General features: G+C 71.3%; 14 protein-coding genes. 3 read left to right on the forward strand and 11 right to left on the reverse strand.

From position 1 onward, the window contains the following. Position 1: 1 nt before the first annotated feature. The 8 genes from murD to mraZ all read right to left on the reverse strand — a co-directional run bounded on the left by murD (position 2) and on the right by mraZ (position 9,820). Complete coding sequence (murD, locus tag EXU32_RS08840; protein ID WP_130629569.1) at positions 2-1,519, reverse strand: UDP-N-acetylmuramoyl-L-alanine--D-glutamate ligase; 1,518 nt, start codon at positions 1,517-1,519, stop codon at positions 2-4. Beyond that, entirely contained in the window at positions 1,498-2,580 is a 1,083-nt protein-coding gene (mraY, locus tag EXU32_RS08845) for a phospho-N-acetylmuramoyl-pentapeptide-transferase (RefSeq protein WP_130629570.1), read from the reverse strand. Before mraY ends, murD begins: the two co-directional genes overlap by 22 nt. Next, positions 2,577-3,980 carry a UDP-N-acetylmuramoyl-tripeptide--D-alanyl-D-alanine ligase gene (locus EXU32_RS08850; RefSeq protein WP_165399627.1) on the reverse strand — a complete coding sequence of 468 codons (1,404 nt, stop codon included), beginning with the start codon at positions 3,978-3,980 and terminating at the stop codon, positions 2,577-2,579. Before EXU32_RS08850 ends, mraY begins: the two co-directional genes overlap by 4 nt. Continuing rightward, complete coding sequence (locus EXU32_RS08855) at positions 3,977-5,518, reverse strand: UDP-N-acetylmuramoyl-L-alanyl-D-glutamate--2,6-diaminopimelate ligase (protein ID WP_130629571.1); 1,542 nt, start codon at positions 5,516-5,518, stop codon at positions 3,977-3,979. The genes EXU32_RS08850 and EXU32_RS08855 overlap by 4 nt, the downstream gene beginning before the upstream one ends. A gap of 11 nt (positions 5,519-5,529) precedes the next feature. After that, a complete protein-coding gene (locus EXU32_RS08860; protein WP_242612738.1) occupies positions 5,530-7,578 on the reverse strand; it encodes a peptidoglycan D,D-transpeptidase FtsI family protein in 2,049 nt (682 codons plus the stop codon). A 58-nt stretch (positions 7,579-7,636) separates the two neighbouring features. Beyond that, a complete protein-coding gene (locus tag EXU32_RS08865) occupies positions 7,637-8,212 on the reverse strand; it encodes a hypothetical protein (protein WP_130629572.1) in 576 nt (191 codons plus the stop codon). A 3-nt stretch (positions 8,213-8,215) separates the two neighbouring features. Then, entirely contained in the window at positions 8,216-9,157 is a 942-nt protein-coding gene (gene rsmH / locus EXU32_RS08870; RefSeq protein WP_130631127.1) for a 16S rRNA (cytosine(1402)-N(4))-methyltransferase RsmH, read from the reverse strand. 231 nt (positions 9,158-9,388) lie between these two features. Then, on the reverse strand, positions 9,389-9,820 hold the full coding sequence (gene mraZ, locus EXU32_RS08875; protein ID WP_055991904.1) for a division/cell wall cluster transcriptional repressor MraZ: 432 nt from the start codon (positions 9,818-9,820) through the stop codon (positions 9,389-9,391). 323 nt (positions 9,821-10,143) lie between these two features. On the opposite strand from mraZ, the gene EXU32_RS08880 reads away from it, so the two are divergent. The 3 genes from EXU32_RS08880 to EXU32_RS08890 are packed head-to-tail and all read left to right on the forward strand — an operon-like array spanning position 10,144 to position 14,655. Then, a complete protein-coding gene (locus EXU32_RS08880) occupies positions 10,144-11,139 on the forward strand; it encodes an AAA family ATPase (protein WP_130629573.1) in 996 nt (331 codons plus the stop codon). A gap of 10 nt (positions 11,140-11,149) precedes the next feature. Then, positions 11,150-12,364, forward strand: coding sequence for a DUF58 domain-containing protein (locus EXU32_RS08885; RefSeq protein WP_130629574.1), 1,215 nt, complete (start codon positions 11,150-11,152; stop codon positions 12,362-12,364). Further along, a complete protein-coding gene (locus EXU32_RS08890; RefSeq protein ID WP_130629575.1) occupies positions 12,361-14,655 on the forward strand; it encodes a transglutaminaseTgpA domain-containing protein in 2,295 nt (764 codons plus the stop codon). The genes EXU32_RS08885 and EXU32_RS08890 overlap by 4 nt, the downstream gene beginning before the upstream one ends. Before the next feature lie 105 nt (positions 14,656-14,760). On the opposite strand, the gene EXU32_RS08895 is transcribed toward EXU32_RS08890, so the two are convergent. From EXU32_RS08895 to metX, 3 genes are all read right to left on the reverse strand, one after another. After that, positions 14,761-16,305, reverse strand: a complete 1,545-nt coding sequence (locus tag EXU32_RS08895; RefSeq protein WP_130629576.1) for an RNA polymerase sigma factor — start codon at positions 16,303-16,305, stop codon at positions 14,761-14,763. Positions 16,306-16,482: 177 nt separating this feature from the next. After that, on the reverse strand, positions 16,483-16,881 hold the full coding sequence (locus EXU32_RS08900; RefSeq protein ID WP_130629577.1) for a universal stress protein: 399 nt from the start codon (positions 16,879-16,881) through the stop codon (positions 16,483-16,485). Positions 16,882-16,954: 73 nt separating this feature from the next. After that, complete coding sequence (gene metX / locus EXU32_RS08905) at positions 16,955-18,115, reverse strand: homoserine O-acetyltransferase MetX (RefSeq protein ID WP_130629578.1); 1,161 nt, start codon at positions 18,113-18,115, stop codon at positions 16,955-16,957. Between the last annotated feature and the right edge of the window lie 10 nt (positions 18,116-18,125).

Genomic DNA, 18,125 nt, shown 5'->3' on the forward strand with positions numbered 1-18,125 from the left:
CTCACCCCTCCTGCAGGTATCGATCCACCGCGGCAGCGAAGGCATCGCCGCGCGCCCCGTAGTTGTCGAACATGTCCATGGATGCTGCTGCCGGGGCGAGCAACACCACGTCACCCGGCCGCGCGAGCTCACCCGCGTGGCGGACGACGAGATCCATCGCACCAGTGTCCGTTGCCTCGACGTCGATCACCGGGACCTCGGGCGCGTGTCGTGCCAAGGCGGCCGCGATCCGCTCCCGGTCGCGCCCGATGAGGACGGCAGCTCGCAGTCGTCCCGCGGCGGCTGCGACGAGCTCGTCGACATCGGCCCCCTTGAGCAGTCCACCGGCGACCCACACGACGTGCTCGTAGGCGGTCAGGCTGGCCTGCGCGGCGTGGGGGTTGGTCGCCTTGGAGTCATCGACCCAGTGCACCTCGCCGTGAGTGGCGACGTGGGCGATGCGGTGCGGCTCGGGCCGCCAGGCCCGCAGTCCGTCGCGCACGGCGACGGGCGGGACGCCGTGCGCACGCGCGAGGGCCGCAGCGGCGAGGGCATTGGCGACGAGGTGCGGCGGGACGCTCGGCGCGTCGCCCTGCAGGTCAGCGAGCGTGCCGAGCTCGGCCGCGGTCGCGGCCCGGTCCTCCACGAAGGCTCGGTCGGCGAGCACGTCGTCGACCAGGCCGAGCATCGACGGGCCGGGGCTGCCGAGGGTGAAGCTGACGGCGCGGCAGCCCTCGATGACATCGGCCTCCTCGACGAGGCGGCGGGTGGCCGGGTCCTGCTCGTTGTAGACGCAGGCGATCTCGGTGTTGGCGTAGACCTTGCCCTTGGCCGCGGCGTACTCCTCGAAGGAGCCGTGCCAGTCGATGTGGTCGGGCGCGATGTTGAGGCAGGCGGCCGCCTGGGGACGAAGGGAGTCGCTCCAGTGCAGCTGGAAGCTGCTCAGCTCGACGGCGATGACGTCGTAGGGGTCCGGGTGCTGGACCAGGTCGAGGACCGGGGTGCCGACATTGCCGCCGCTCGCGGCGCGCAGCCCCGCGGCGCGCAGGATCGAGGTGAGCATCTGCACGGTGGTCGTCTTGCCGTTGGTGCCGGTGACGAGGAGCCAGGGGGCTCCCCCTTCGCTCGGGCGCAACCGCCAGGCGAGCTCGACATCGCCCCAGATCGGGATGCCGGCCTCGGCGGCTGCGGCCAGCAGGGGCTGGTGCGGGGGCCAGCCGGGCGAGGTGACGACGAGGTCGATCTCGTCCGCGGGGACGGGCAGCGCGCTCTCGGCCCCGTCGCCGAGGTGCAGGTGCGCGTCGAGGACCTCGAGGATCTGGGCCCGCTGCGCCATGGACGTGCCGGCCTCGGGCGTCTTGGCATCGACGACGTGCACGTCGGCCCCGTACTGGAGGAGGGCGTCCGCGGCGGCGTAGCCGCTCACCCCGAGCCCCGTCACGACGACGCGCAGGCCACTCCAGTCGGCCTCGCTGCTGGTCAGACCGGCCAGCCGTGCTCCGCGCGGGTGGGCACCGCTCACGGTGCTCCCACGACCCATTCGCCGTAGAAGAGCGCCAGCCCGGCGCCGACGAAGAGTCCGGCGATGATCCAGAAGCGGATGACGATCGTGACCTCGGCCCACCCGAGCAGCTCGAAGTGGTGCTGGAGGGGGGCCATCCGGAAGACCCGCTTGCCCGTGGTCTTGAAGGAGGCGACCTGGATGATGACCGAGGCCGTGATCGTGACGAAGAGACCGCCGAGGATGACGATGAGCAGCTCGGTGCGCGAGAGGATCGCGAGCCCGGCGAGGGCACCACCGAGGGCGAGCGACCCGGTGTCACCCATGAAGATCTTGGCCGGCGAGGCATTCCACCAGAGGAAGCCGAAGCAGGCGCCGGTGCCCGCGGCCGCGACGACCGCGAGATCGAGGGGATCTCGCACGTCGTAGCAGTTGATCCCCGGGTTGGTCTGGCAGTTCTGGTTGAACTGCCAGATCGAGATGACGACGTACGCAGCGAAGACCATGACCGAGGAGCCGGTGGCCAGGCCGTCGAGACCATCGGTGAGGTTGACCCCGTTGGACGTCCCGGCGATCATCAGGTTGGCCCAGAGGATGAAGAGGATCATCCCGATGACCGGCCCGGCGAAGGCCAGGTCGATCGCCGTGTCCCGCACGAAGGAGATGTGTGTCGACGCCGGGCGACGCAGGGCGTCGTTGGGGAACTGGAGGGCGAGCACGGCGAAGACGATGCCCACCGCGGCCTGCCCCATGAGCTTTTGACCCGACTTCAGACCCAGGCTGCGCTGGCGACTGATCTTGATGAAGTCGTCGGCGAACCCGACGGCCCCCATGCCCACCATGAGGAAGAGGACGAGCAGACCGCTCACGGTCGGGGGTTGCCACAGCACCAGGTGCGCGAGCGTGTAGGCCAGCACCGTGGCGAGGATGATGACGGCGCCACCCATGGTGGGCGTACCCCGCTTGGTGTGGTGCGAGGTGGGTCCATCGTCACGGATGAACTGTCCGTACCCCTGCTTGACGAGGTACTTGATGAACATCGGTGTCCCGAGCAACGCCAGGACGAGAGAGACGACGGACGCGATGACGACTGCCTTCACGAGCGGGCCTCCCTGTCGACGATGCGATCTCCGAGCCACCGTAGTCCGGCATCACGGCTCGACTTGAACACGGCGATGTCCGGCGTGGCGAGCTCGGTCGCCAGGACGGCCTCTGCCGCCTCGGCGTCGGGGACGACCCGGACGTGGACGTCGCCGGCCCCAGTCTCCCCCGCGCCGGTGGCGATCGGTGCCGCCGACTCGCCGACGACGAGGATCTCGTCGAAGCCGAGCTGCGCGGCCTCGCGCCCCACCGCAGCGTGCAGCCGGGCCGAGTCCTCCCCCAGCTCGAGCATGGCGCCGAGCACGGCCCACCGGCGTCCGGTCGTGGCCATCCCCGCCACGCTGCGCAGGGCGGCCGACATCGAGTCGGGGTTGGCGTTGTACGCGTCGTTGACGATGACGACGCCGTCGTCGCGGCGGGTGACCTCCATCCGCCAGCGGCTCATCGGCCGGGCGTCGGCGAGGGCGGCGACGACCTGGTCGAGCGTCATCCCGGCGGCGTGCGCCGCGGCGATGACGGACAGCGCGTTGCCCACGTGGTGGCGACCGACGAGCGAGAGCTGCACGCGGGCGCTGCCGAAGGGGGCCTGCACCGTGAAGGAGGGAGCGCCCAGCTCGTCGAGGGTCACGTCGACGGCACGCACCTGCGCCGACTCGGACTCACCGACGAGCACGACGGTGGCCGCGGTCCGCTGCGCCATCGCGGCGACGAGCGGGTCGTCGGCGTTGAGCACCGCCACCCCGTCGGCGGGAAGGGAGGCGGGCAGCTCTCCCTTCGCCTCGGCGATGGCCCCGACGGAGCCGAACTCGCCGACGTGCGCGTGGCCGACGTTGAGGACGACGCCGATGCGCGGCGGCGCGATGCGGGCGAGGTAGTCGACGTGGCCGATGCCGCGTGCCCCCATCTCGACGACGAGGTGTGCGGTCGTGGGGGTGATCCGGCAGACGGTGAGCGGGACACCGACCTCGGAGTTGTAGGACCCCACGGGGGCGACGGTCTCGCCGGCGGTCGACAGGACGGACCCCAGGAGGTCCTTGGTGCTCGTCTTGCCCGAGGACCCGGTGATGCCGATGACCGTCAGGTCGGGGCGCGAGTCGACGAGGTGCCGGGCGAGGGCGACGAAGCCCACCTGCTCGTCGTCGACGACCACGCACGGCAGGGCGTCGACGGGGCGGGTGGTGAGGGCCGCGACGGCTCCCAGCTGCGCCGCGCCGGGGACGAAGTCGTGCCCGTCGGCGCTCTCGCCGATCCGGGCGACGTAGAGGCTGCCGGGGCCGGCCTCACGCGAGTCGGTGACGACGGGGCCGTCGATGGTGATCGCCGCTGCCTCCGCCGGGCTGCAGCCGTGGAGGCGCCCGCCGGTGATGGCGGCCAGGCTGCCCAAGGTCATGGGGATCATCCGCTGATGCTCCGGCGGTCGAGGGCGGCCCGCAGGACCGCCCGGTCGTCGTGGTCGCGGATCTGCCCGCGGACCTCTTGTCCTTGCTCGTGGCCCTTGCCCAGGACCGCGACGGTCGCGCCGGGGCCGGACTCGTGGGCGATCTCGACCGCGCGCTCGATGGCGCTCACCCGGCCCTCGATGACCTCGAGCCTCGCGCGGGACCGGGGCCACACACCCTCCGCGACGGCGTCACGGATGGCAGCGGGGTCCTCCTCGCGCGGGTTGTCGTCGGTGACGATGACGACATCGGCGTGGGCCGCGGCCGAGGCACCCATGCCCGGTCGCTTGCCGGGGTCGCGGCTGCCGCCGGCACCGAGGACGACGACGAGCACGCCGTTGGTCTGCGGACGCAGCGCGGCCAGCGCGGCACCCACCGCGTCGGGGGTGTGGGCGAAGTCGACGATCGCTCTCGGCAGGTCCTCGCGGTCGGGGTCGCTCGGGAGCACGACCTCCATCCGGCCGGGGACCTGGGGGCGGGTGAGGACGGCCTCGGCGACCTGCTCCGGCGAGATCCCTGCCTCGACGAGGGCGACGGCGGCCATCGCGGTGTTGACGCGGTTGAAGTCGCCCGGGAGGGCCGACTCGAGGTGGAGGACGTGGTCGGCGCCCGTCAGGCTCAGCTGGGCCTCGCGGGGGTCGCCGCCGATGATCCAGTCGGCCTCGACGTCCAGCCGGGAGGTGACCGTGGTGACCGGCACCGTGGCCTCCTGCGCCAACCGCTGCCCCCACTCGTCGTCGACGCAGACGACGGCGCGGCGGGAGCGCTCGGGCGTGAAGAGGCTGGCCTTGGCCAGGAAGTAGTCCTCCATGGTGCCGTGGAAGTCGAGGTGGTCCTGGCTGAGGTTGGCGAAGAGGGCCACGTCGTAGACGACCTCGTCGACCCGGTGGAGACTCAGCGCGTGGCTCGAGACCTCCATGACGCAGTCGTCGATGCCCCGCTCCCCCATCGTGGCCAGCAGCGCGTGCAGGTCGGTCGTCTCCGGGGTCGTGCGCACCGAGCGGATCCGCTCGTCGCCGATGCGCGTCTCGATCGTGCCGATGAGCCCGGTCGTGTGGCCCAGCGCCTCGAGCGCCGAGACCATGAGGTAGGCGGTCGTCGTCTTGCCGTTGGTCCCGGTGATGCCAAACATCGTGGGCCGTTGGTCGCCGCTGTCGTAGAGGGCCGCGGCCACCCGGCCGAGGACCTCGCGCGGGGTCTCGCACTCGACGACGGGCAGCTCGACCCCCTTCGCCGTCAGCCGGGAGACCCCGTCGGCGTCGGTCAGCACGGCCACCGCACCGGCCTCGAGGGCCAGGTCCGCGAAGTCTGCGCCGTGGGCGCGCGCACCCGGAAGGGCCGCCCACAGGTCGCCCGGGCGCAGGGTGGCGGTGTCGAGCGAGACGCCGGTGACGACGGTCTCGGGGTCACCGTGGGTCAGCCGGGCACCGGCGCCGACGAGGTCGGTGACGGTGCGCAGGGTCAGAGGGAGGGCCCGCTCGGGGCGAGGGAAAGGCACGGCGGCCGAGCCTACCCGGCGCTCGGAGAACCACGGTCCAAGAGCAGACCAGGGGTGTCGGCAGCGGGACGCCCCGGCAGCTTGGTCTTGACCTTGGGAGCCTTCTCGTCCTGCGGCGTCGGCGGGACCTTCTCCTTCTGCAGGGCGTAGGTCATGACGTCCTTGAAGACCGGCGCCGCGACGGTGCCGCCGTAGTAGCCCTTGATCGGACGCTGCAGGATCACCGAGACGACCAGCTGCGGGTCGTCCGCCGGGGCGAAGCCGATGAAGCTGGCCGTCTTGCCGGAGTAGCCACCGGCCTTGGGGTCGTAGCGGTCGGCCGTGCCGGTCTTGCCCGCGACGCGGTAGCCCTCGATCTTCGCCTCGGGGGCGGTCCCCTCGTCGGACACGACGCCCTCGAGCATGCGGGCGACCTGGTCGGCGGACTTCTTGGAGACGGCCTGGGTACGCGTACCGGCCGGGGCAGGGTCCCAGCCGCCCTGCCCGTCGCCGACCTCCTTGACGAAGGTCGGGCTGATCCGGACCCCGCCGTTGGCGATCGCCTGGAAGACATTGGTCACCTGCACCGCCGTCGTCGAGACGCCCTGCCCGTAGGTGATGGTCGCGCGCTGGGAGCCGCTCCACGTCTCGGACCTGGGCAGCAACCCGGCGGACTCACCGGGGAACCCGGAGCCGCTGGTGCTCCCGAGCCCGAAGCGGCGCAGGTACTCCTCCATGGTCTTGGGAGTCATCGTCTCGCCGATGAGCATCGCCCCGGTGTTGCTCGACTCGGCGAGGGCGCCGGCGACGGTGCGGTACTGGTCGGGGTGGGGGTGCGAGTCCTTCAGGACCCGGTTGCCGCGCTCCATGGAGTCCGGGAGGATCATCGGCGTGCGTGGGGTGATGTTTCCCTCCTCGAGGCCTGCCGCGACCGTCATGATCTTCGACGTCGAGCCGGGCTCGAAGACGTCGCTGAAGGCGAGGTTGGAGTAGACGCCCTTGCCGTCGCCGAGGTTGTTTGGGTCGAAGGTCGGGTAGGACGCGAGGGCCACGAGCTCACCCGTGTCGACCCGCTGCACGACGATCGTGCCGGACAGTGCCTGCGTCTTGGTGACCTGGTTGGCCAGGGCATTTTGTGCGTACCACTGGATGTCGTTGTCGATCGTCAGGCGCATGTCCTTGCCGGCGGTCGCCGAGCTGACGTCGTCGGAGGCATTGGGCAGCCGCGAGCCGTCCTGGGCGATCTCGTAGGTGGCCTTGCCCGGCGTGCCCTTGAGGATGTCGTCGAACTGCAGCTCCAGACCACCGCCGGCGGTCTGGTCCTGGGGCTGGACGAAGCCCACGAGGGAGGCCACGGTCGTCGACTGCGGGTAGGTGCGCTGCGAGCTGCGCTCGGAGTAGACACCGGGGATGCCGAGGGCGTTGATCCGGCGCCAGGTGAGCGGCGAGATGTTCTTGGCGACGATGCGGTAGCGCTGCGTCCCGGTGAGCTTCGGCTCCAGCTCGCGGGCCGACTCGCCGAGGACCTCGGCCAGGTCCTTGGCTGCGCCCTCGACGCCGACCTTGGTGTGGGTCCCGGCGACCTTCTTCTCGTACTCGGGCACCGCCGTCTGGTCGATGACGACGGTGCGTCGCTCCTGGCTCTGGGCGAGCACGGTGCCGTTGGCGTCGTAGATCGTGCCGCGGTGCGCCGGGATCGCCTCGGTCTGGGTGCGCTGGGCCAGGGCGTCCGCCGCCACGGCCTGGGAGTCGAAGCCCTGGATGCGCACGAGCTGGGCCGCGAAGAGGCTGAGGACGATGAGCGAGACGACCATCAGGCCGCGCATGCGGGCGCGCGGGTTGCCGACGGCGGCCGGACGAGTGGCCGGGCGCCGGGCCGCGGGACGTGCAGCGGGCCGCCGTGCGGTGGGGCGGGCAGCGGGCCGACGGGCCGATGTGGCCTTCTTGGCGGTGGGCACTGCCTTCTTGGCGGGTGCCGCCTTCTTCGCCGTCGGCCGCTTCGCCGCTGCCTTCTTGACGGGCCGCTGTCCAGGCGCGGGGCGGCCGGTGCCCCGGGGGCGCTCAGGTCGGCGCTTGCTCAACGTACGGCCCCTTCGTGGTCGGCGTCGTGGCGGTCAGTGGCGTGGCGGTCGGTGACGATCAGTTCTTTGCCGAAGAGTTCTTCTTCGCGGCCTTGCTCTTGGTCGGGCTCTTGGCCTTGTCGGCCTTGCTCTTGGTCGGGCTCTTGGCCTTGTCGGCCTTGGCCTTGTCGGCCTTGGCCTTGGCTGATGCGCTGGGCTCGTCCGCGGTGCTCGTCGCGGCTCCTCCCACGTTAAATCCGTCCGACGCCTTGGACACCTCCGCCACGCCGAGGACCTTGTCCTTGTCGATGTCGATGAAGGCGGCGCTGCTCGCCGGCACCATCCCGAGCTCGTCGGCGCGGACGGCCAGACGCTGGGGTGCGGCCTTGGAGTTGATCGACTGGGCGAGCGCGTCCTCGTTGTCGGCCAGGGTCGCCGAGCGCGACTCGAGCGCCGAGACCTTGAAGGAGTCCTGTGCCATCGACGTGTTGAAGCCGAGGACGGCTGCCAGGCCGGCGAGGAGCAGGGCCACGCAGACGACGGGGAACCACACCGAGCTGGCGCGGTCGGTGGGGGTGACCACCTGCAACGAGGCGCGCTGCCGGCTGGCGGGCGCGCGACGCGCGACGGTGGTGGCGACGGTCGACTGGCTCATCTGTCAGGCGCCTCTCGTGCGACGGGGTGGACGGATGCGCTCGGCCCCACGCAGGTGGACCGAGGCGGAGCGGGGGTTGGTCGCGAGCTCTGCCTCGCTGGGGGTCAGTGCCCTGCGGCTGAGCAGGCGCAGCCGCGGCGCGTGCTCGGGCAGCTCGACCGGCAGGTCGACCGGGGAGGTGGACACAGCACCGGCGGCGAGGGCGCGCTTGGTGATCCGGTCCTCGAGGGAGTGGAAGGACAGGACCGCGATGCGACCTCCGACGGCGATCCGGTCCAGGGCCACGGGGATCGCCCGGGCCCAGCCGGCGAGCTCCTGGTTGACCTCGATGCGCAGGGCCTGGAAGGTCCGCTTGGCCGGGTGGCCACCGCCGCGCTGGGAGGCCATCGGGATGGTCGCGCGCAGCAGCTCCACGAGCCGAGCCGACCGGTCGAAGGGAGCCTCTTCCCGCTCGCGGACGATCGCGCGGGCGATCTTCTGCGCAAACCGCTCCTCGCCGTACTGGGACAGGATCCGGGCGAGCTCGCGGCCGTCGTAGGTGTTGAGCACCTCGGCGGCGGTCATCCCGGTCGTGGGGTCCATCCGCATGTCCAGCGGTGCGTCGTGGGCGTAGGCGAAGCCGCGCTCGGTCTCGTCGAGCTGCAGCGAGGAGACCCCGAGGTCGAAGAAGGCGGAGGTCACGGTCTCGATGCCGAGATCGTCGAGCACCGAGCCGATCTCGTCGTTGACCGCGTGCACGAGCGTCACCCGCTCGCCGAATCGGGCGAGCCGCTCCCCCGCGAGGCGCAGCGCCTGCGGGTCGCGGTCGATACCGATGAGGCGCACCTGCGGGTCGGCCTCGAGGGCGGCTTCGGCGTGGCCGCCCATGCCGAGGGTGCCGTCGACATGGATCGCGCCCGGCGTGGAGAGCGCGGGCGCGAGCAGGTCGAGGACCTCGGTGAGCATGACGGGGACGTGCCGGGAGGCGGCGTCGCGACCCTCGTCGGGTCGGGCGTCTGCGTCGTCCACGGGCACTCCCTTCGTCTCGGCTCGGTGGTGGTGGTTCGTGGTGGTGGTGCGTGGTGGGGGTGATCTCCGGTCAGTCCTGCAGCTGCCACCTGGTCCCCATCCGGGACGATCCGGCCCGGGGGAAGTCGGGTCGGCGCCGTCACGGCTGGAGGCCGGATGGCAGCTGCCTCACATGAGTCCGGGGATCACCTCCTCGGACTGGTCGGCGAAGGCCTGCTCGGTGCTGGCGAGGTAGTCGTTCCACGCGGTGGTGTCCCAGACCTCGACCCGCGAGCCGGTGCCGATGACCGTGCAGTCACGGTCGAGGCCGGCGTACTGGCGCAGCGCGGCGGGCACGGTGACCCGCCCCTGCTTGTCGGGGATCTCGTCGCTGGCGCCGGAGAGGAAGACGCGCATGTAGTCACGTGCGGCCTTGCTGGAGGTGGGGGCCTCCTGGAACTTCTGCGTGACCTTGACGAACTCCTCCATCGGGAAGACGTAGAGGCAACGCTCCTGGCCGCGGGTCATGACCAGACCGCCGGCGAGCTTGTCGCGGAACTTGGCGGGGAGGAAGAGGCGGCCCTTGTCGTCGAGCTTCGGGGTGTGGGTACCGAGAAACATCGCGCCCACCTCCCCTTCGTGTCGACCCTCATGGCTCCCTGCTCTTCCTTGTTCCACCACTTTACTCCACTACTGCCCTCAAGCACACCCCAGAGAGGGGTCAGAACGCAAAAACTTGCTGAGTTTTCCCTGATAAATCAGGGGTGGTGCAAAGTGGGGCAGATTCACCGCCAATCCGGACGAAGGGGGGTGCTCCCCCGGTCCGTGCGCCACCGTGACCGGGTGGTGACCGCCTTTTCGGCGGCGCGGCGCGTCGCGCCCCTTAGGGTCGGGGGGACAGCGGAGCGAAGTGGGGCGGCGAGCTCGTCCGGATCGGAGACCTGGTGACCCTCAGCAGGGAGAGCGCGCCCTCGGCGACGCCATCGACCAGCGCGGACCTCGAGGACGTCGTGCGTGTCGGGGGTGCGCTCGCCGACGCGATGAACTCCGTCATCGAGGGCAAACCCGATGTCGTGCTGACGGCCATCACCGCCTTGTTGGCGGAGGGTCACCTCCTCATCGAGGACGTCCCCGGCGTCGGCAAGACGATGCTCGCCAAGACCCTCGCGCGCAGCATCGACCTGTCGGTGCGCCGGGTGCAGTTCACGCCCGACCTGCTGCCGAGCGACATCACCGGGGTGAGCATCTACAACCAGGAGCGGCACGACTTCGAGTTCCGTCCCGGTGCGGTCTTCGCCAACGTGGTCGTCGGCGACGAGATCAACCGCGCCTCGCCCAAGGCGCAGTCGGCGCTCCTGGAGTGCATGGAGGAGTCGCAGGTGACGGTCGACGGCCACACCTACGAGCTGCCCCACCCCTTCATGATCATGGCGACGCAGAACCCCGTGGAGATGGAGGGCACCTATCCCCTGCCCGAGGCCCAGCGCGACCGCTTCATGGCCCGCCTGTCGATGGGCTACCCGACGGCCGCCGCCGAGGTCGCGATGCTCGACCACCACGGGGCGAGCTCCCCGATCGACCGGCTGCGCCCGGTCACCGACGCGGCCGGCATCGGCCACCTCAGCCACGCCGTGCGCACCGTCCACGCCTCACCCGCCGTGCGGCAGTACATCGTCGACATCGCGGCGATGACGCGCACGAGCTCCCTCATCCGGCTGGGAGCCTCCCCGCGAGCGACCCTGCACCTGCTGAGGGCCAGCCGCTCCCGCGCCGCCCTGGCCGGGCGCGACCACGTCCTGCCCGACGACGTGCAGGCCATCGCCCCCGTCGTGCTCGCCCACCGGTTGCTGCTGAGCAGCGAGGCCCAGCTGGCCCGTCGCGAGCCCTTGGAGATCGTCACCGAGCTCGTGCGCCGCACCCGGGTCCCGGCTGCGAGATGAGGAGATCCCGGTGACGACGCGAGGACGTCTCTTCCTCGGTGCCGGGGCCTGCGTCACCGTGGCCGGACTCGTCCTGGGCCTGCCCGACCTGACCAAGATCGGTGTCCTGCTGCTCCTCCTGCCGGCGCTCGCGGCGATGCTCGCCCGACGCGACCTCGACCTGGAGGTCTCCCGGACCGTCGCGCCGCTCCGGGTGACGGCCGACGCCCACGCCGACGTCACGGTCCGGGTCCACAACTCCAGCCGCCTGCGCACACCTCTCCTGCGCGGCGAGGAGGGTCTGGCCTTCGCCCTCGGCGACCGGCCGCACCTGCTCATCCCCAAGCTCGATCACGACGAGAGCCGCCGGGTGACCTACCGGGTGCGGTCGCACGTGCGCGGACGCCACCGCATCGGACCGTTGACGATCCGGGTCAACGACCCCTTCGGTCTGGCCACCCGCGCGGTCGCCCTGCCGGGCGAGACCGTACTCGTCGTCCTGCCACGGGTCCTCCCCCTCGGCCCGGTGCGCGGCGTCCCCGCGAGCGGCGGCGGCGACACCTCCACCTCACCGCGGGTCGCCCTCCAGGGCGAGGAGGACGTCGGGGTGCGTGAGTACCGGGTCGGCGACGACCTGCGTCGCGTCCACTGGCGCTCGACGGCACGGACCGGCCAGATGATGGTGCGCCAGGACGAGCAGCCCACCCGCCGCCGCGCCCTGGTCCTGCTCGACGACCGGGCCTCGGCGCACGCCGGGACCGGCGACGGCGGCTCCTTCGAGTGGTCGGTGACGGCCGTGGCCTCCGTGGTCACGCTGCTGCTCGGTGAGGGCTTCCAGGTCCACCTGTGCCGCGCGTCCGACGAGGCCGGGGGCGTCGTGCCCGTCGAGGGCCTGGACCACGCCCTCGACGACCTGGCCGGTGTGCAACCGAGCGGGACGACCTCGCCGCGCGGGCTGTCGGAGGCCCTCGACGAGTTCACCCAGCACGGCGGCGGCATGGTCGTCGGGGTGCTCGGCGCGCTCGACGACGAGGTCGCGGCCCTCTTCACCGCCAGCAACCGTCGCGGGATCGCGATGGTCATCGACCATGGCGGGTTCACCGACCGAGGCAGCGCACCGGGTCCCGCCGACGCGACGGTCCAGCGGCTCACCAGCGGCGGGTGGCGGGCCGAGGTCGTGCGGCCCGGCGCCGACCTCGCCCAGATCTGGGCCCGGACGACCGTCGGGGTGGGGGTGCTGCGATGAGGCACGACCCCAGGATCGTCGCCGGGCTCCTCGCCGCCGCCGCGACCGTCGTCGTCATGCTCCCGATGCGGGGCCTCTTCGAGACCTCCCCGTGGCTCGTCCCGTCCGTCCTCGGGGTGGTCGTGGTCGCCGCCTCGGGCATGGTCCTGCGCGCGCTGACCCAGCGGGCCGGGCTGATCATCCTGGGGCAGGCACTCGTGGGCGCCGGCTACCTGCTGGTCACCCAGCTGGGCGAGACCACCCGTCTGCTCGTGCTGCCGACGCCTCGGACCATCACGACGCTCGCCGCCCATCTCGAGCAGGCCCAGGACACGATCACGACCTACGCGGCTCCCGCGCCAGCCACGCCGGGCATCGTCGTCGCCCTCGTCATCATCGTCGTCGTCGTCGCTCTGGCCGTGGACCTGTCGAGCGTCACCGCCGCCACGCCCGCCGTGGCGGGTCTCCCCCTTCTCTCGCTCTTCCTCGTGTCCGCCGCCAACTCCGCGGGCTCGCTGCACGGACTGTGGTTCGTCGTCGCCGCCGCGCTGTGGCTGGCGATGGTGGCCCACCAGTCCGACACGGACCTGCGCGGGTGGGCGACGTCCATCCCCCTCATGGCTGAGGGCGACGGCGACGAGGTCGCCTCACGATCGCACCGCTGGCAGGCGGCCCGGGTGGGTGCCTTCGCGGTCGTGGTGGCCGTGGCGGTCGCGACCTTCGTGCCGCACCTGCCGACGCGATACGTCCTCGACGGCCTCGGCCGAGGCGGGGGCGGGGCAGGAGGCGCGGCCGGTCTGCGGCTGTCCACCGAGCTCGACCTGCGACGCAGCCTCGAGTCCCCCAGCCAGACACCCGTGCTGCGCTACACCACCGACGACCCGACGCCGGGGCCGCTGCGGGTCGCCGTCGTCGAGGACTTCGACGGAGGGATGGGCCGGATGCGCTCCCGCGCGCAGGAGCCCCAGGAGGGATTCACCCCCACGGACCCGGTGGCCACGGTGCCGGACTCGATCGGTCGCGACCTGCGCACCATCGTCGTCGAGGACAACGGCATCGCCGCCCCGCAGCTGCCCCTGCCGTGGTTGACCCGGTCGGCCGACCTGGGCGGCATCCCGTGGTCGCTGGGCGCCGACGGGACCGCGCAGGTCCAGCGCACCCCCGGGACCTACTCGGCCTCCTTCGTCGAGCTGGACCCGCAGGACGAGGACTTCACCCCGCGTGACTCGCTGGACCCCGACACGGTCGTCGACGCCGCCGCCTACCGGGATGCCTACCTGAGCCTCGACAGCGGATCCGTCGTCGAGGTCTCCCGCGTGGCCGAGTCCCTGGCCGGGATCGACGCCACCCCGATCGAGGTCGCCCAGGCCATCCAAAAATACCTGCGTGGCCCCGACTTCACCTACAACCTCGAGCTGCCCGAGAGGCCCGAGGGTCGCGACCCGATCGTCCACTTCCTGCAGACCAAGGTCGGCTACTGCCAGCAGTTCGCGGCCACCATGACGCTGCTCGCCCGCGCCCGCGGGATCCCGGCCCGGGTGGCCGTCGGCTTCCTCCCCGGCTCGAGCACCAACGGCCGCGACCGGATCGTGCGCGCCAGCGACGCCCACACCTGGCCTGAGCTGTACTTCGAAGGCGTGGGGTGGACGCGCTTCGAGCCGACTCCGGGCCAGCGGGCGGCCAGCGTGCCCGGGTACTCGATCGACGTCGACGACGCCACCAGCACCGACACCACGTCGAGCACGAGCGAGCCGACGAGCTCCTCGAGCACGTCCACCTCGCCGACCGACGAGACCGCTGTCGCCGACCCCGCCGCCACCGCGGACACCGGCACCCCTCGCTGGGTCTGGTGGCTCCTCGGCCTCGCCGGCCTGCTGGCGGTGCTCGCGATCCTGCCGCTCACCGGATGGCTCGCCCGACGAAGGGAGCGGCGCACCGCCCGCGACTCCGCGGAGCGCGTCGAGCGCGAGTGGCGCGAGCTGGTCACCCAGCTCGACGATCTCGGCGTCAGGACGCCCGTGGGGGCCACCCCACGGCAGGCCGGACGCTGGATCGGCCACCGGATGCACCTCGAGGAGCCCCTGCAGGAGCAGCTCGACCACGTCGTCGCGACCCTGGAGCGGGCCCGCTACGCCGCGCCCGGCCAGGACCTCCCCGACGTCTCCCACGAGGTCGACGCGCTCGTGGGCCGGGTCCGCTCCAGCCGGCAGCGCTCGGCCCAGCTGCGATCGATCCTGTGGCCGCGCGACGGCGTCGACGTCTGGCGGTCATGGGGACGCGCAGTGCTGGACCGCCTCCCCGGTCGGAAGTAGACCCGCCCACGATTCGTCCGCGCGTCCAGCTCCACCCGGCGCCATGACGACGAAGGGAGGCGCCCACCACAAAAGTGAGCGCCTCCCTTCGAACTGTGTGCGACCTCAGTCGAGGTAGTCGCGCAGGACCTGCGAGCGGCTCGGGTGACGCAGCTTGCTCATCGTCTTGGACTCGATCTGACGGATGCGCTCACGCGTCACGCCGTAGACCTTGCCGATCTCGTCGAGCGTCTTGGGCTGGCCGTCGGTCAGGCCGAAGCGCATCGACACCACACCGGCCTCACGCTCGCTGAGCGTGTCGAGGACCGAGTGCAGCTGCTCCTGCAGGAGCGTGAAGCTCACCGCGTCGGCCGGGACGACCGCCTCGGAGTCCTCGATGAGGTCACCGAACTCGGAGTCACCGTCCTCGCCGAGCGGGGTGTGCAGCGAGATCGGCTCGCGACCGTACTTCTGGACCTCGACGACCTTCTCGGGCGTCATGTCCAGCTCCTTGGCCAGCTCCTCCGGGGTGGGCTCGCGACCCAAGTCCTGGAGCATCTGTCGCTGGACGCGGGCGAGCTTGTTGATGACCTCGACCATGTGCACCGGGATGCGGATGGTGCGGGCCTGGTCGGCCATGGCGCGGGTGATGGCCTGCCGGATCCACCAGGTCGCGTAGGTCGAGAACTTGTAGCCCTTGGTGTAGTCGAACTTCTCGACCGCACGGATCAGACCGAGGTTGCCCTCCTGGATGAGGTCGAGGAAGAGCATGCCGCGACCCGTGTAGCGCTTGGCGAGCGACACGACGAGGCGCAGGTTGGCCTCGAGCAGGTGGTTCTTGGCGTTCTTGCCGTCCTGGGAGATCCACCACAGCTCGCGCTTGAACTTCATGTCGATCTTCTCGCCCGAGGACAGCTTTTCCTCGGCGAAGAGGCCGGCCTCGATGCGCTTGGCCAGCTCGACCTCCTGCTCGGCGTTGAGGAGAGCGACCTTGCCGATCTGCTTCAGGTAGTCCTTGACCGGGTCAGCGGTGGCACCGGCGGTGACGACCTGCTGCACAGGCGCGTCGTCCTCGTCATCGTTGCTGATGGTGAAGCCGGCCTTCTCGTCCTGCTCCTCCGGCTTCTCCTTGGCCTTGGGCTCCTCGTGCAGGACATCGTCCTCACCGGGTGCCGGCTCCTCGGCCGTGGTCGTCGTCGGGTTGGCCGCAGCCTTCTTCGCGGCGGCCTTCTTGGCGGCCGTCTTCTTGACGGCAGCCTTCTTGGCGGCGGGCGCGGCGGCGGCAGCAGCGGCAGACGTGGTCGCGGCCGTCTTCTTGGTCGCAGCCTTCTTCGCGGGCGCGGCGGCGGCCTTCTTGGTCGTCGTCACCGCCGCCTTCTTCACGGCTGCCTTCTTCACGGCCGCCTTCTTGGCGGGGGCCTTCTTGGCCGTGGCCTTCTTGCCTGTTGTCTCTGGCACCTGAACCTCGATTCCCTGGTCGTCGAGCGCCCGCAGGACGATGCGTCCGCGGCTGGGGCTGACCTGCGCCTCGCCGAAGGCGGTCTGCAGCTGATCGCTGGTGATGGATCCGGTCGTGTGGCCCACTCGGACCAGCTCCTGGAGCGATGGGTGCGAGAACTCCTTGGGAAGGGAGCCCTGCGCCCCTTCGGACCGTGGGGACACAGCAGTCACCAACAACCTTTCGTCACGGGGGATGTCGCCGGGTGATCGATGAGGTTGGCGTGAGAGCCTCATCGACCCGACTCGCCCGGACGTTGTGCGTTGGGCTCAGCACCATTATAAAACGAGTCTGCCCCGAACGCCGCAGCGGGCGCCCCGAAGGGCGCCCGCTGGTGGTCGATCGGGAGATCAGCGCGCCTTGACGGCGAGCACGTCGCAGGGTGCGTCGAGCAGCACCCGCTGCGCGTTGGAGCCCAGGATCAGCTTGCCCACCGGCGTCCGCTTGCGCAGACCGATGATGATCAGGCTGGCGTCGGTCTCCTCGGCGACCACGATGAGGTCCTCTGCCGGCTCCTTGCCGCGGACGAGTCCGCGGACCTCGCCCTCGACGCCCGCCTCCTCGAGACGGCTGCGCACCTGCTTGAGGTCATCTTCGTTCTTGCGGGCGCTGTCGCCGCTCAGGCTGGTGCCCCCTCGGTCGGAGTGGATGACGACGAGGTTGTCCTTGCGCAGGCGGCACTCCTCGAAGGCTCGCTCGAGCGCGGCCTCGCCTTCCTTGGTGGACACGTATCCCACGACGATCGTCATCGTTGCTCCTCGGCAGATCTACTGGTGCGGATGGACCTGCGCCAGACGCTACACCGCGCCGGCGTGACCTGTCTCACTCCGTGCTCGTCGTGTCGTGCGCGCTTGCGCCCGAGACGACCTCGCGCAGGAGCGTGGCCACCTGATCGGTCTCGGTGAGGAAGCCGTCGTGCCCGACGATCGAGCTGATCGTCGCGAGCTCGGACTCGGGGTGCGCCAGCGCCACCTCCCGCGACAACCGCGGCGGGTAGAGCCGGTCGGAGTCGACGGGGACGAGTACCAGACGACCGGCGAAGGGGGCCAGTGCCGCGGACAGCCCGCCGCGTCCTCGACCGATGTCGTGGGAGTTCATCGCCTCGGACAGCACGATGTAGGAGTTGGCGTCGAAGCGTCCGGCGAGCTTGCTGCCGTGGTGGTCCATGTAGCTCTCGATCGTGTAGCGCGGCCGGCCGCTCTCCCCCGGCGCCTCGTCCTGCGCGTCGCGGCCGAAGCGCTCGTGCAGCTCGAGCTCGCTGCGGTAGGTGACGTGCGCGATGCGCCGCGCGATCCCGAGCCCGACCTCGGGGCCCTGCGCGTTGTCGTAGTAGTCGCCACCGGCGAACCACGGGTCGTTCTGGATCGCGAGGATCTGGGCCTGGCTCCAGGCGATCTGCTCTGCCGTCGCGTAGCCGCTCGAGGCCAGCGCCACGGCGGTGCGCACCCGGTCGGGGAAGGACGCGACCCACTCGAGCGTGCGCATGCCCCCCATCGACCCGCCGACCACGGTGTGCCACCGGTCGATCCCGAGGGCATCGGCCAGTCGCGCCTCGGCGGCGACCTGGTCACGGATGGTGACGCGGGGAAAGCGGCTGCCCCAGGGGCGACCATCGGCGGCGAGGGTGCCGGGACCCGTGCTGCCCTGGCAGCCGCCGAGGACGTTGACCGCGACGACGAAGTGCTCGTCGGTGTCGAGCAGGGCGCCGGGTCCGACGAGGTCCGGCCACCATCCGGCCGTGGGGTGGCCCGGACCGGTGGGGCCGACGACGTGGCTGTCGCCGGTGAGGGCGTGCTCGACGAGGATGGCGTTGTCCCGGGCCGGGTTGAGCTCGCCCCAGGTCTCGTAGGCGAGCACGACGTCGGGCAGGTGGTCCCCGGACTCGAGGGTGAGGTCACCGATCGCGTGGAAGATGCGGTCGCCCGGCGGGTCGCCGTCGCGCCACAGCGCGGTGCCCGTGGGGGGTGTGGTGGTAACACTCATCAGGATGACT

The organism is Janibacter limosus (assembly GCF_004295485.1).
In the GTDB taxonomy this organism is placed as follows: Bacteria; Actinomycetota; Actinomycetes; order Actinomycetales; family Dermatophilaceae; genus Janibacter; species Janibacter limosus_A.